The sequence below is a fragment of the Xenorhabdus sp. TS4 genome (assembly GCF_014467265.1).
Taxonomy (GTDB): Bacteria; Pseudomonadota; Gammaproteobacteria; order Enterobacterales; family Enterobacteriaceae; genus Xenorhabdus; species Xenorhabdus ehlersii.
The window spans coordinates 264,529-279,232 of the sequence record NZ_NKHQ01000011.1 but is presented as its reverse complement, the minus strand read 5'-3'; the positions used below and the strand labels follow the sequence as shown (position 1 = coordinate 279,232).

9 protein-coding genes are annotated in these 14,704 nt (G+C 43.2%); 3 read left to right on the top strand and 6 right to left on the bottom strand.

The window, feature by feature from the left end; all coding sequences use genetic code 11:
- Position 1: 1 nt before the first annotated feature.
- The 3 genes from pqiA to rlmKL all read right to left on the bottom strand — a co-directional run bounded on the left by pqiA (position 2) and on the right by rlmKL (position 5,397).
- Complete coding sequence (gene pqiA / locus Xets_RS07885) at positions 2–1,243, bottom strand: membrane integrity-associated transporter subunit PqiA (protein WP_187651424.1); 1,242 nt, start codon at positions 1,241–1,243, stop codon at positions 2–4.
- A gap of 103 nt (positions 1,244–1,346) precedes the next feature.
- Positions 1,347–3,257 carry an ABC transporter ATP-binding protein gene (locus Xets_RS07880; RefSeq protein WP_187651404.1) on the bottom strand — a complete coding sequence of 637 codons (1,911 nt, stop codon included), beginning with the start codon at positions 3,255–3,257 and terminating at the stop codon, positions 1,347–1,349.
- Positions 3,258–3,261: 4 nt separating this feature from the next.
- Positions 3,262–5,397, bottom strand: a complete 2,136-nt coding sequence (gene rlmKL, locus Xets_RS07875) for a bifunctional 23S rRNA (guanine(2069)-N(7))-methyltransferase RlmK/23S rRNA (guanine(2445)-N(2))-methyltransferase RlmL (protein ID WP_187651423.1) — start codon at positions 5,395–5,397, stop codon at positions 3,262–3,264.
- Between the two features lie 140 nt (positions 5,398–5,537).
- Here rlmKL and Xets_RS07870 point away from each other — a divergent pair, with 140 nt between their 5' ends.
- Complete coding sequence (locus Xets_RS07870) at positions 5,538–6,650, top strand: YcbX family protein (protein ID WP_187651403.1); 1,113 nt, start codon at positions 5,538–5,540, stop codon at positions 6,648–6,650.
- 231 nt (positions 6,651–6,881) lie between these two features.
- On the opposite strand, the gene Xets_RS07865 is transcribed toward Xets_RS07870, so the two are convergent.
- The 3 genes from Xets_RS07865 to pepN form a co-directional block, all read right to left on the bottom strand.
- The gene (locus Xets_RS07865; protein ID WP_099133297.1) at positions 6,882–7,436 is read right to left on the bottom strand and encodes a cell division protein ZapC; all 555 of its coding nucleotides are present in this window, start codon (positions 7,434–7,436) and stop codon (positions 6,882–6,884) included.
- A 159-nt stretch (positions 7,437–7,595) separates the two neighbouring features.
- Complete coding sequence (gene pyrD / locus Xets_RS07860) at positions 7,596–8,606, bottom strand: quinone-dependent dihydroorotate dehydrogenase (protein WP_099133295.1); 1,011 nt, start codon at positions 8,604–8,606, stop codon at positions 7,596–7,598.
- A 250-nt stretch (positions 8,607–8,856) separates the two neighbouring features.
- Complete coding sequence (gene pepN / locus Xets_RS07855) at positions 8,857–11,475, bottom strand: aminopeptidase N (RefSeq protein WP_099133294.1); 2,619 nt, start codon at positions 11,473–11,475, stop codon at positions 8,857–8,859.
- A gap of 326 nt (positions 11,476–11,801) precedes the next feature.
- Here pepN and pncB point away from each other — a divergent pair, with 326 nt between their 5' ends.
- Entirely contained in the window at positions 11,802–13,016 is a 1,215-nt protein-coding gene (pncB, locus tag Xets_RS07850; protein ID WP_099133292.1) for a nicotinate phosphoribosyltransferase, read from the top strand.
- Between the two features lie 221 nt (positions 13,017–13,237).
- The gene (gene asnS, locus Xets_RS07845) at positions 13,238–14,638 is read left to right on the top strand and encodes an asparagine--tRNA ligase (RefSeq protein ID WP_099133290.1); all 1,401 of its coding nucleotides are present in this window, start codon (positions 13,238–13,240) and stop codon (positions 14,636–14,638) included.
- Positions 14,639–14,704: the final 66 nt, after the last annotated feature.

The following is a 14,704-nucleotide window of genomic DNA, read 5'->3' as shown; positions in this document are numbered from 1 at the left end:
CTTACAACTCCTCATTCTTATGTAGCTCAAATTTACGATTGGCTTTGTCCCAGGTTAAACGCGGATCGAACATGATTGATGCAAACATCGTCAAAATAACAACCAAGGCAAACAGGACTGCTCCCAGGGCAGGATAAATACTCATCAGTTGTCCCATGCGAACCAGCGCGGATAGGACAGCAATAACGAATACATCAATCATTGACCAACGCCCAACAAACTCCACCATTTCATAAATAAAATGCATCTTTTCGGAATCATGGCTCGTTTGACTTTTTGCATCCCAGCATAACCAGCCAATAGCCAGCATTTTCAATAAAGGTATCATGATACTGGCAATAAAAATAACCATTGCAACAGGATATGAGCCAGAGCCCCAAAGCAAAATAATACCTTCCAGAATGGTGGAATTAAGTTGCTGTCCCAGTGCCTGGGTCACCATGATAGGCAAAATATTCGCTGGAATATAAAGTATGGCTGATGTTATCAGTAGTGCCATTGTGCGCTGGAGGCTATTGCGGCGGCGCGCGTCCCCCTTTGTATGGCATCGGGGGCACCGAGATTGTTGGGCGGGCAAGATGGCGGTACAACTCTGGCAAAGCCTGACACCTTGCACCAGGCCAGGTTTTCCAGCCTGCAAGGTCGGGCAAACTTTAGGTGCCGGCGCAATTTCATTCCAAAACCAATGCCTGTCAAGACACTGAAATGCCCTGACCTGAAACAGACAAAACAAGCAGTAAGGGAAAAAACTCAGGCCAATGCTGATTTCACCATGTGCCATCAATTTAACAAAGCTGACCAACACGCCCGCAAGGAAGATTTCTGCCATGCACCATGTTTTCATCTTAAACAGAATGCGCGCCAACTCTATTTTCAAGCGGCGCGCCATTTTGGCGTTCTGACATAAGATGATGATGGCAATCATACAAAATGTCGGCACAAGCTGAACGAAGATCAAAAAAAGCGCAGCCATGCTGGAATAGTCTTCGTTGAACATCACCTTGGGGATCTGAGTCAACTTTATTTCACTCACAACCCCCGCCACACTCATGCTAACAAAAGGAAACAGGCAAGCGAGAAAAAGCATGATTAACGCGCTTAATGCATAACCTGTTGGTTGATTACGCGGCTCTCTCCACTTTGCTGTCAGTAACGCATGGCACCGTGGACAAACCGCTTTTTTCCCTTGTTCCAAATCAGGCACAGCCACCAGCATGTCACACTGGGGACAAAGAACCAGCATGTCACACTGGGGACAAAGAACCAGCTTGTCATGCTGGTGGTTATTGGAACACAAAGTGTTTCTCCTTTAGCAAAACCCACAAGTTTCTTTTATGCGGCAGCTATTATCCATTTTTCATCATTTCCAATTCCTGCCAGCGATCAAACGCTTTTTCCAATTCTTGCTCTTTATTTGCCAGTTCATTCAGAACATTTTGCGTAATTTCATGTGATTGATTGAAGAATTCCGGGTCACTGACCTGAGATTGCAATTTATTGATCTCTTCTTCTAATTTCTCTAATAATAATGGTAGTTGTTCTAATTCACGCAGTAAATGGTAACTTATCTTATTGTTTGTTCGTTTAGGTGATTGTTTCGGCTTAACCGCCTTGTTTTCAGCACTAACCTTTTTCTCCGAAGCTTGACGCAGGGAAACTGTTTGAGCCTGTTGCTGCTGGGCATCATAATATCCCCCCGCATAATTGTTGATTTCACCCTTGCCTTCAAAAATCCAGCATTCAGTGACTGAATTATCAACAAATTGGCGATCATGGCTGACCAAAATCACGGTTCCGGTATAGCTATCAACTAATTCTTCAAGTAACTCCAATGTTTCAACATCAAGGTCATTGGTCGGTTCATCAAGAATAAGCAAGTTGCTTGGTTTCAAGAATAGACGGGCCAGCAACAGGCGATTGCGCTCACCACCAGACAACGCTCGCACAGGGGTCATCGCGCGTTTAGGATGGAAAAGGAAATCCTGCAAATAACTCAACACATGGCGGGAACGTCCATTGACTATAACTTCCTGCTTACCTTCAGCGAGGTTATCCATAACGGTCTTATCAGGATCCAGCGCGGCACGATGCTGATCAAAATAAGCCACTTCAAGTTTGGTACCACAATGAATGTGCCCATTGTCTGCTGACAAATCGCCTAACATTAACTTCAATAATGTCGTTTTACCGCAGCCGTTTGGTCCCACTAACGCAATTTTGTCGCCACGTTGGACTTGAGCCGAAAAATTTTTGACCAATGTTTTATCACCAATCTGGTAATTCACATTTTCCATTTCAAAGACAATCTTACCGGAACGTGTCGCTTCTTCGACCTGCATTCTCGCTGTTCCCATAACATTGCGGCGTTCAGCACGTTCTACACGTAATGCTTTCAATGCCCTTACCCGACCTTCATTACGGGTACGCCGTGCTTTAATCCCCTGGCGGATCCAAACTTCTTCCTGCGCCAGTTTTTTGTCAAATTCGGCATTCTGCAACTCTTCAACCCGCAGCGCCTCTTCTTTTCCTTCAAGATATTTATCGTAATTTCCCGGCCATGAGGTTAGCTTTCCGCGATCCAGATCAACAATACGTGTCGCCATGTTGCGAATGAATGATCGGTCATGGGAAATGAATACAAGGCTGCCATTAAAGTCTTTCAGGAAATTTTCCAACCATTCAATAGCATCAATATCAAGATGGTTGGTTGGTTCATCAAGAAACAGCACTTTTGGCGAGCAAACCAGCGCCCTGCCCAATGCCGCCTTACGCAACCAACCACCAGACAATGAAGAGAGTTTCGCTTCTGCTGGCAAGGAGAGTTGTTTTAATACGTCGCTAATCCGGCTATCCAATGACCATAGGCCACGGATATCCAGCACTTCCTGCAACTCAGCCAGATGGTTGAGATTTTTCTCGCTAGGATCGGTTTCTACCAAACGCGAAACATGATGGAACGCTTTGATGTATTCAGACTGCTCTTTTACTCCTTCCGCAACAAAATCAAATACCGTACCTTCTATGTCACGGGGAGGATCTTGCTGTAAGCGCGCAACAATCACGTCTTGTTCATAAATAACCAAGCCATCATCTAAGGGTTGTTCTTTTGCCAACACGCGCAACAATGTGGATTTTCCCGCACCATTACGCCCAACCAAACAGACTCTTTCGTTTTCTTCAATATGCAGTTCAGCATTATCCAACAGCGGTGCATCACTGAATGATAACCAAGCACCGGATAAACTAATCAATGACATAATGTTATTTGTCCTCGCCAACGTGATGCAGCAACCAGCAGTTATGGATCTGACGGTTACGGGTAAAATCCTGAGATAAAGTCTTTTCTGTTATTTCGGTTGCAACCAGACCTAGCTTATTTAATTCAGCAAAATCCATCTTAAAACCCCGTTTATTATTGGAGAACATTAAGGTTCCACCCGGACGTAACAGACGTTTTAATTGTTTCATTAATTCGATGTGATCACGCTGAACGTCAAAAGTGTTTTCCATTCGCTTAGAGTTAGAGAATGTTGGCGGATCAATAAAAATGACATCGAATTGTTCACAGGTCTGAGCTAACCATCCCAGACAATCAGCCTGAATCAAACGGTGCTGACGCCCGGTTAAGCCATTCGCCTGTAAATTTTGCTCTGCCCATTCAAGATAAGTGCGAGACATATCTACCGTGGTTGTCGAACGCGCACCACCCAATCCTGCATGAACTGTCGCCGAACCGGTATAGGCAAATAAGTTAAGAAAATCCTTGCCTCGGCTCATTTCACCCAATTTTTTGCGGGCAATACGGTGATCAAGGAATAACCCCGTATCCAAATAATCGGTCAAATTCACCCAGAATTTTGCACCATATTCGTTGACCAAAAAGAATTCTTTCTTCTCGGCCATTTTTTCATACTGACTTTTGCCTTTCTGACGTTGGCGAGTTTTCAAGATCAGTTGGTTGGATGATAAGCCAAGCACATTCATTGTTGCACTGATAACATCAAACAGGCGTTGACGGGCTTTATTGGCATCCACAGATTTCGGCGGGGCGTATTCTTGTACAATGATTTTATCGGCATAGCGATCAACAGCAACATTGTATTCAGGTAAATCTGCATCATATAAACGGTAGCAATCAATACCTTGCTGTTTGGCCCATTTGCTGATTTTTTTCTCATTTTTACGCAAACGGTTAGCATAATCCTCAGCAATACCTATATCCAATGACTGAGGTTTATCCGCTAGCTGTTCATTTTTCTGGATAAAATAATTCTTTTGGATACAATCCAGAGGGCCATTTTTAACCTTAAACTCACGCTCTGCGCGTAATTGCAAACACCCCAACAATTCTGGCGAAGCACTGAACACTGATAAACGCCAGCCAGGGAAGCGGACTTTCATCACACGACCAAATACACTGTGCAATGCAATCAGTGCAGGTTCACTTTCAAGACGTTCTCCATAAGGTGGGTTGCTTAATACCGTTCCCTCTGGCCCTTCCGGCAGGGGATTTTCCAGTTTGCTGGCATCTCCCTGCTGGAACTGGATCAATTGGGACACCCCTGCCCTACGTGCATTTGAACGTGCCATATCCATTACACGACGATCAATATCTATTCCAAAAAAGCGGGAAGTCGTTTCCTGTAACCCCTTACGGAAACGGACCTGTGCTTCTGTAGTCACTTCACGCCAGATTGTTTCATTGAATTGCAACCATGATGTGAATCCCCAATGCTTACGATGCAAACCGGGGGCGCAATCTGCTGCCATCATGGCCGCTTCTATCAGCAACGTTCCTGAACCACACATTGGATCAACCATTGGCGTTCCTGCATTCCAGCCAGAACGTAAGATAATCGCTGCGGCAAGGTTCTCTTTCAGTGGTGCCTGTCCGGCCAGATCACGATAGCCACGGATATGCAGGCTATCTCCACTCAAATCGAGTGATACGGTTGCTTTCTCTTTATTCAGGAAAACATGGATACGGACATCAGGTTGTTGTTTAGCAACATCAGGACGTTGTTTTATTTTGCGCATAAAACTATCGACAATAGCGTCTTTTACTTTCAATGCGCCATATTGTGTATTTCTGATCTCCTCATTCGTGCCACTGAAATGCACAGAGAACGTACTATCAACTGAGAAAATCTCGCTCCAGTCAATGGACTGGATACCAAGATACAGATCCAAATCACTATAAACTTTAAATTCGTTAAGCGGCATCATGATACGGGATGCCAGTCTGCTCCACAGCAAACTTTTATACATCATCCGATCATCGCCCTGAAAATGAACCCCGCCTTGGGCAATCCTACAGGATTGCGCTCCCAGGATTTCCAGTTCGTTCTTTAACAGTTCTTCCAGTCCACGTGCCGTGCTGGCAAAGAGAGAGTTCATCTTATTAATCATCACAAAAAGTTCACCACCAAAAAAATTGTGGCACATTATAGCCAATACCTTCGACATGTCCTAAAGTTGCTGACACAATTAAAGATAAAAATGCTTTGGCAAAGATAAAAATATTTGGGAGATAATGGATGTTAACTCTGTCGCGCCTCTATACCTACCCCGTCAAATCCATGCGTGGATTACAACTCTCTCATTCTCTCGTCAATGAAAGTGGCCTGATGTTTGACCGCAATTTTATGATCACCACAACAGACGGTACTTTTATTACTGCCCGCCAATATCCGCAAATGCTGCTATTTACTCCAACGATGCTCCATAATGGTCTGTACTTGCAGGCACCAAACGGAGAAAGCGCCACTGTACTTTACGATGATTTTAAAGAGGAGCGTTTCTCCACCGAAGTTTGGGGAAATCATTTTACCGCGTTAGTCGCTCCTGAGAGGGTGAATAGTTGGCTCAGTGACTTTTTTGATAAACCTGTACAATTACGTTGGCTCAGTGAGGAACTAACACGACGGGTTAAAAAATTCCCCGATATTTCTTTATCATTCGCAGACGGTTTTCCCTATTTAATTATCAATGAAGCCTCTTTTCATGCCTTGCAACAACGCTGTCCCGCCAGCATTAAAATAGAGCAATTCCGTGCCAATATCATTGTCACAGGTGCAACCCCTTTTGAAGAAGATAGCTGGCAAACCATCCAAATCGGCGATATTGTTTTTGATCTGCCAAAACCATGCAGTCGCTGTATTTTGACAACAGTCAGCCCGGAAAAAGGCCGCAAAAATCCGCAAAGTGAGCCACTGGCTACACTACAGTCTTTCAGAACAGCCAAAGAAAATGGTGCGGTTGATTTTGGGCAGAATGCCATTGCCCGTAATAGCGGCATTATTCGAGTTGGGGATCGTGTCACCATTTTGGAAAAGAGAACACCACGCGAATATGGTAGTGGTGAACAAGCGGTCGATTTGCCTATAAAAGAAGACGCTCAACAGTCCGTTGCTATTGAATTCAATGGACAACGTTTTATTGGCAATAATCAGCAAATTATTTTAGAACAACTCGAAGATCAAGGTATTCAAATTCCCTATTCATGCCGTGCCGGAATTTGTGGCTCCTGTAAGATAGCCCTGATTAAAGGGGATGTATTGCCACTAAAATCGACTTCCATTAAGGATAATGGAAAAATTCTGGCATGTAGCTGTATACCTCAAAATGATTTAGTCATCGAACTAAGATAAACATTAATAATAGATAACGATAGCATTTGTATTTAAATCAGGCAGTATAAATAAGCTAGCTGTCTGATTTTTATTACTGAGCTTTTAAGCAGGCAATATATTACGGAAAAAACATGCCATTGATTGACGCTATAAATATATCTTAATGTGAATGATAAAGGGCGTTCAATAATGCTGATAGAAGTAATTTGTTTAGGTTAATAATATTATGAACCTAGCAGCCTAATGGCACTAAATTGCCCTATCATATATTGATGATTGAATTGGCTCGGCATAGGGCATGATGCGATCATTCATGACCTTAATGGGATCACAAAAATTCATAACACGATCGTGCATCTCTAACTTTTGCTGTGCCAATAGACACAAGCTGGCATTGTGACCAACTTCTGCGACCATAAACAGCGCTTCAGTACCGCTATCCTGTAATTTAAGCTGAATAATTTCGCCGTGTTCTGGTTTCTCTATCAAAGAAAAATGGGAGAAATACCAACTCTTAGGCATTTGTGGTTTCATAAAACGTAACGCAACCACCCCATTCAAAGCCAATTCAGCTCTAAACGCAGGAGCCATCTTATCGATACGACGTAAATGTTCTTCAAAAGTGTAAAAAAGCGCGGCATCATCGACTGAGAATGACATTTCCTCCATTGTAACGGCGTAATCAGTCAACATCCTGGCAGGGAAACAGGAACGAAAAACCATGCCATTAGCGAGATCGAGCATGACACGGCTATGCTCAGGATCAAAATACCAGCGCCACTGATCATCAGGTCTAATTTTCATTGATTACCCTTTTATGCTCAAAATAGCTTTTTTGGTTAAAATAAGCATTGCCAGCGAAATAAGAAATTAAAAAATAAATGATAAAATTTAATCTATAAGACAAAATATAGACGAGTTGAGGGCAGAAATAAACCCCTACCCCCAAATTGCAGCAAATATTCAGATATGATTAACAATATCTTTGATGAGTTTTGGTCCTTTATAGATAAAACCGGAATATATCTGAATTAATGAAGCACCTGCTTCTATTTTTTCCCTGGCTGCAACAAGTGAATCAATTCCCCCTACACCAATAATCGGTATTTCGCCTTTTAATTCTTGCGAAAGGCGACGGATAATCTCTGTGCTGCGCAATTGCACAGGGCGCCCACTCAATCCCCCTACCTGCTGACAGTGATTCAAGCCTTCGATAATCTTTCTATCCAATGTGGTATTTGTTGCAATAACTCCATCAATATGATGACGCATTAAACTATCAGCAATTTTTATTAATTCTTCTTCTGAAAGATCGGGAGAGATTTTAACAGCAACAGGAACATATTTTTGGAACTTTTGCTGAAGTTCACTTTGCTTATTTTTAATCGCAGACAAGAGATCATCCAGAGCTTCTCCGTACTGTAATGTCCTCAAGCCAGGCGTATTAGGAGAAGAAATATTGATAGTGATATAACCTGCATGAGGGTAAACTTTATCCATGCAAATTAAATAATCATCTTTTCCATTTTCGACCGGAGTATCTTTATTTTTGCCGATATTTATCCCGATAATCCCGTCATATTTTGCGCGTTTAACATTCTCAACCAGATTATCTACCCCAAGGTTATTAAACCCCATTCGGTTGATGATCCCTTCCGCTTCAACCACACGGAATAATCTTGGCTTATCATTTCCAGCTTGCGGGCGCGGTGTTACTGTACCAACTTCAACAAACCCAAAGCCCATCGCGCCAAATGCATCAATGCAATCACCGTTTTTATCAAGACCAGCGGCTAAACCCAGTGGATTTTTAAAAGACAACCCCATGCAAGTAACGGGCTTAGTGGCAACTGATTGGCGGATAAGAAATTCGAAAGGAGTACCGGCAACACGTTTTAGTTGGCGGAAAGTCAGCTCATGTGCCTGTTCAGGATCAAGCTGGAACAACGCCTTCCGTACTAGAGAGTAATACATTTAAATTAACCTATTGTTCTTTATGATTGTCTTTACGTGAGAATTGTCAGTTATACATTTTGAATTATACGCAATCTCATACATATATAATTGCTGCGCTATTGTAGCAGGAAGAGAGGGCTAATTTACCATTATATGAGTAAACAAAAAAGCCCTCTCTATAAGCAGGCAAAAACAAACCCCGTTTAAAACAACAACGGGGTTTGTTAGCGATCTCATCTCCGACAATAACCGAAGAATATGTTACATATTAACTTTCAAGCGCCTTGGTAATCTTTTCGAACAGGTCACCAGATAAGTTCTCTATTCCTTTCAACTGTTCCAGTGCCGCACGCATCAAAGCCTGACGTTTCTCATCGTAACGTTTCAGACGAATCAATGGATCAATCAAATGTGATGCTACTTGCGGATTTAGGCTATTCAGTTCGGTTAGCACTTCCACCAAGAATTGATAACCACTACCATCTTCAGCATGGAAAGCCACGGCATTTTTGCTAAAGAATATTCTCAACAGTGAATAAACACGGTTTGGATTACTCAAGCTGAAAGAACGATGTTTCATCAAGCCACGCACTTTCTCAAGCACATCGAAGGCTGGATTGGTTGCTTGCAGCCTGAACCATTTATCCATAACCAAGCCATCCTGATGCCAACGCTGATCAAATTCATCCATTAATTGATAACTGCAAGGCAATTCAGCAGATACAGCCGCAGATAAAGCAGCGATACTGTCAGTCATGTTATCAGCGTGATAATATTGTGCCGCCACTAATTTATCTGCCAACTCTTTGGTATCAATAAAGGCCAGATAGTAGAGGCTGGTATTACGTAAGTCACGTTTCGCAATATCCTTATGCTCTACGCGGTATACGCCTGTCTGGAGACTGTGATAAACCGCAGAAAACTCATCCGCCATTTCATTAGCCAGTGCCTTTGTCATGGCACGAATGACATCATGGATAGCTTTCGGATCTACCACCATAAACAGTTCTGCCATTTCATTTTCAGACGGCAGAGTCAAGATCAATGCAGCCAGAGCCGGATCGATATCTTTATCCAGCAATACAGCACGGAAAGCATCAATGACATGCATTGGCAATTCCAGTGGCAGGGATTTTTGGTGACGGGCAACATTCAGCTTCACATAGTTGGTTAGCAATGCCTGTGCCGCATCCCAACGGGAGAACTCATTACGCGCATGTTTCATTAAAAATGAAAGCTGCTCATCACTGTATAGATAATCCAATTTCACTGGTGCAGAAAACTCACGCAATAAAGAAGGAACAGGCCGTGATGGAACTTCATCAAAGACAAATGATTGTTCTGCATTAATAACATTCAAAACATGATGCACAGGCTGACCATTACGACGCAGCGGGATCACTTTTCCTTGTTCATCATAAAGCTCAATATCCAGAGGAATGTGCAGCGGTTGTTTCTCTTGCTGATCTGCCGTTGGTGATGTCATTTGACTGACATGCAAAATATATTGTTGCTTTTCTGCATCGTATTCGTCACGGACAGTCAGCACAGGTGTCCCTGATTGGCTATACCAGCGGCGGAAAAGGGTTAAATCGACGTTTGAAGCATCTTCCATTGCCTGTACAAAATCATCACAGGTCGCAGCGCTACCATCATGGCGGTGGATATAAAGCTGCATACCCGCCTGAAATTGTTCTTCACCTAATAAAGTGTGGATCATACGAATCACTTCCGCGCCTTTTTCATAGACGGTCAACGTATAGAAGTTATTCATTTCCATCACCTGATCAGGACGGATAGGGTGAGCCATGGGACCGGCATCTTCGGCAAATTGTGCAGAACGCATAACACGCACATTCTTGATACGGTTAACCGAACGTGAACCCAGATCAGAACTGAATTCCTGATCACGGAATACTGTCAGCCCTTCTTTCAGGCTTAACTGGAACCAGTCACGACAGGTAATGCGGTTTCCGGTCCAGTTATGGAAATATTCATGTCCGATCACAGCTTCAATGGCGAGATAGTCTTCGTCAGTCGCTGTTTCTGTTTTTGCCAGGACATATTTGGAATTGAAGATATTCAATCCCTTGTTCTCCATCGCCCCCATATTGAAAAAATCAACGGCAACGATCATATAGATATCAAGGTCATACTCCAGACCAAAGCGGGTTTCATCCCATTTCATTGAGTTTTTCAACGATGTCATGGCCCAATCAGCACGATCCAAGTTGCCCCGATCAACAAACAGCTCCAGTGCAACCTCACGGCCACTGCGGGTCACAAATGTGTCACGCAGGACATCAAAATCCCCCGCAACCAATGCGAACAAGTAAGCAGGTTTGGGGAACGGGTCTTGCCATTTTACCCAATGACGCCCATCTTCCCGCTCCCCTTGTTCAATACGGTTACCATTGGAAAGCAGGTATGGGTATCTGGATTTATCCGCAGTAATGCGAGTTGTAAAACAAGCCAGAACATCTGGGCGATCCAAATAATACGTGATGTGACGAAATCCCTCTGCCTCACACTGGGTACACAAGGCATCGCCAGACACATACAGTCCCTCAAGTGCTGTATTTGCTGCCGGGTGAATTTCATTCACAATTTTCAGGGTAAACTGGGCTGGAAGTTGTTCAATCAGCAACTTTCCATCCTGTTCCTGATAATGCTCCCACGCTTTATCATCTATATAGATGCCTTTTAACGTGAGATTTTCGCCATCCAAAACCAGTGGGGTAATGTCATTAGCCTGACGTTTTACCTGACTGATTGCCGTCACCGTTGTTTTTTCAGTATCCAGATCAAAATCAAGATCAATGTTGGTAATTGTGTAATCTGGTGCTTTATAATCCAGACGGTGTTTAACAAGTCGCTGTTGTGTCATAGAGAACCTTTTCCATTATTTTTAAAAACATCAACGCTGCCATAGAGAAATCTTCCTTTCAATCAATAAGTCTCTTTTTTTGGATGTTAATAACTTATTAAATAAAAGTATAAATGATGTGGTCAGCATATTAGTACTTTCGTGCTAATTGTCATCTCATATCTCATTTAACATGATATTATCTATAAACGGATTAACCTTAATCTTTAGATTCGGGGAAATATATCTAGCTATATGGCTTCAATAACCCAATAATCACGGTATACTCTCCCGACTTTATCGATTTAGCTGACACGAATATGCTCCGCGAGGATGCCTGACGCGCCATGACTTTAGACGCTACCCCGATTATCAAATCACTGCTTGATACTGATGCCTATAAGTTTCACATGCAACAAGCAGTGTACCACCATTACAACAATATTCCTGTTGTTGCAGAATTTCGTTGCCGTGGTGATGAACTGCTCGGAGAATACGCCGAGCCATTACGTCATCAAATTGACATGATGGCAGACTTAGCATTGACAGAACACGAAGTCGATTACCTTTCTCGCCTTCCGTTCTTCAAAGAGGATTACCTGAACTGGTGCAAAACATTCCGCTTTAATCCTAAACAAGTCGAAGTTTCTGTTACCCATGATGGGCAATTAGCCATCCGCATTTCCGGTTTATGGCACGAAGTTATCTTGTGGGAAGTGCCTCTGCTTGCCCTGATCAGCGAATTGGTTCATCGTCATCACTCACCTGAAATAATGCCGGAAGATGCCGTTATTCAGCTGAGAAAACTGATAGAACTGTTTTACAAAGACGCTGCGGAAAAAAATATCGATCTATCCGGTTTTAAATTAATGGATTTTGGTACTCGCCGCCGTTTTTCACACGCAGTGCAATATGCCATTATCAATGAGCTGAAAAATAGCTTCCCTTATTTGATTGGAACCAGTAATTATCAACTGGCAGAACAGCTTGATCTTCCGCCTCTCGGCACACAAGCCCATGAATGGTTTCAGGCCCACCAACAAATTAGCCCGGAACTTGCCAATAGCCAAAGAGCAGCACTACAAACCTGGCTGAATGAGTATCCAAACCAGTTAGGTATCGCCCTGACTGACTGTATTACCATGGATGCTTTTCTGCGAGATTTTGACAAACCATTAGCAACAGCTTACCAGGGCCTGCGTCATGACTCAGGTGATCCAATTGAATGGGGTGAAAAAGCCATAACACATTACCAATCACTGGGTATTGATCCAATGACGAAAACATTGGTGTTCTCTGACAGTTTGGATCTGCAAAAAGCACTGGCGCTGTATCACCATTTCCATAAGAGAATTAATGTTGTTTTCGGCATTGGCACACGACTGACTTGTAATATTCCGGGCATAAAGCCACTGAATATTGTTATCAAATTGGTCGAATGCAATGGTAAACCCGTGGCAAAACTTTCGGATAGCCCCGGAAAAACCATCTGTGAAGATGACGAGTTTGTCAATAGGTTACGTCGGGCATTCGACATTCCCTATATAGAGAAAGTGGTATAGAAAAACGGCATAACCTGTCTAATTATCTTTTGCGTAACCGGCTTTATGCGGGTTACGCAAATAAAAAAATAACTTTTCCCCCTGTTTCCCCATTAAGACCCGCAATTTCCTCTTGTTTCCTGAGAGATGACAAGTAAGATAGACGATCTGCTCCCTGATTAAGGGAGTATTTGGTAAATCTATCTAGTTATTAACCTATTATATAAAAAAGAGAGAAATTTATGAGCGTAGCGCCTGTAGTCGATGTACTGCAAGGCCGGGTTCCGGTTGGCAACGAAGTCACCGTTCGCGGTTGGATACGTACAAGGAGAGATTCTAAAGCTGGTATCTCGTTCCTCGCCGTCTATGACGGTTCCTGCTTTAATCCATTACAGGCTGTCGTTAATAATAATTTACCTAATTATCAGGATGAAATATTACATTTAACCACGGGCTGTTCTGTCGAAATCACCGGTACAGTGGTGGAATCCCAAGGTAAGGGCCAGGATTTTGAATTGCAGGCCACTAAAGTCGTTGTTGTTGGCATGGTTGATGATCCTGATACTTACCCAATGGCAGCTAAACGCCACAGTATTGAATACCTGCGTGAAGTGGCCCATCTTCGCCCACGTACCAATTTAATCGGCGCAGTTGCCCGTGTTCGCCATACTCTGGCCCAAGCCCTGCATCGTTTCTTCCATGAAAAAGGCTTCTTCTGGGTATCCTCTCCACTGATCACCGCATCAGATACAGAAGGTGCTGGCGAAATGTTCCGCGTTTCCACTTTGGATTTGCAAAACTTGCCACGCACAGATAAAGGCACAGTGGATTTCAGCCAGGATTTCTTCGGCCGTGAAGCTTTCCTTACTGTATCCGGTCAGTTAAACGGCGAAGCTTATGCTTGTGCATTGAGCAAAATCTATACCTTCGGACCCACTTTCCGTGCAGAAAACTCCAATACCAGCCGTCATTTGGCAGAGTTTTGGATGGTTGAACCAGAAGTGGCTTTTGCCGATCTGAATGATATTGCCAAACTCTCTGAAGACATGCTGAAATATGTTTTCAAAGCCGCATTAGATGAACGTGCTGATGATCTGGCCTTCTTTGCAGAACGAGTTGACAGCGAAGTTATCACTCGTCTGGAAAAATTTGTTGATTCAGATTTCGTTCAGTTGGACTACACCGATGCGATAGAAATTCTGGAAAATTGTGGTCAGGAATTTGAAAACCCTGTTTTCTGGGGCGTGGATTTGGCATCAGAGCATGAGCGTTATCTGGCAGAAAAACATTTCAACGCGCCAGTGATCATGAAAAACTATCCAAAAGACATTAAAGCCTTCTATATGCGCATGAACGAAGATGGCAAAACCGTTGCGGCAATGGACGTGTTAGCTCCAGGCATTGGTGAAATCATCGGTGGTTCTCAGCGTGAAGAGCGTCTGGATATGCTGGATCAACGTATGGAAGAAATGGGGCTGAATAAAGAAGATTACTGGTGGTATCGTGATTTGCGTCGTTACGGCACCGTTCCTCATGCTGGTTTCGGTTTGGGCTTCGAACGTCTGGTAGCTTATGTTACTGGCGTATCCAACGTTCGTGATGTTATCCCATTCCCACGGACACCAAGAAACGCAAGTTTCTAATGAATCAGATCAATAAATAAGCGAAAAACCAATCCTATGAAAAGCCAACGAAAGTTGGCTTTTTTT

Excerpts from the sequence above, each read along its gene's own strand:
- pqiA (WP_187651424.1), bottom strand. The coding sequence starts at position 1,243 with ATGCTGGTTCTTTGTCCCCAGTGTGACATGCTGGTGGCTGTGCCTGAT.
- Xets_RS07880 (WP_187651404.1), bottom strand. The coding sequence starts at position 3,257 with ATGTCATTGATTAGTTTATCCGGTGCTTGGTTATCATTCAGTGATGCA.
- rlmKL (WP_187651423.1), bottom strand. The coding sequence starts at position 5,397 with ATGAACTCTCTCTTTGCCAGCACGGCACGTGGACTGGAAGAACTGTTA.
- Xets_RS07870 (WP_187651403.1), top strand. The coding sequence starts at position 5,538 with ATGTTAACTCTGTCGCGCCTCTATACCTACCCCGTCAAATCCATGCGT.
- Xets_RS07865 (WP_099133297.1), bottom strand. The coding sequence starts at position 7,436 with ATGAAAATTAGACCTGATGATCAGTGGCGCTGGTATTTTGATCCTGAG.
- pyrD (WP_099133295.1), bottom strand. The coding sequence starts at position 8,606 with ATGTATTACTCTCTAGTACGGAAGGCGTTGTTCCAGCTTGATCCTGAA.
- pepN (WP_099133294.1), bottom strand. The coding sequence starts at position 11,475 with ATGACACAACAGCGACTTGTTAAACACCGTCTGGATTATAAAGCACCA.
- pncB (WP_099133292.1), top strand. The coding sequence starts at position 11,802 with ATGACTTTAGACGCTACCCCGATTATCAAATCACTGCTTGATACTGAT.
- asnS (WP_099133290.1), top strand. The coding sequence starts at position 13,238 with ATGAGCGTAGCGCCTGTAGTCGATGTACTGCAAGGCCGGGTTCCGGTT.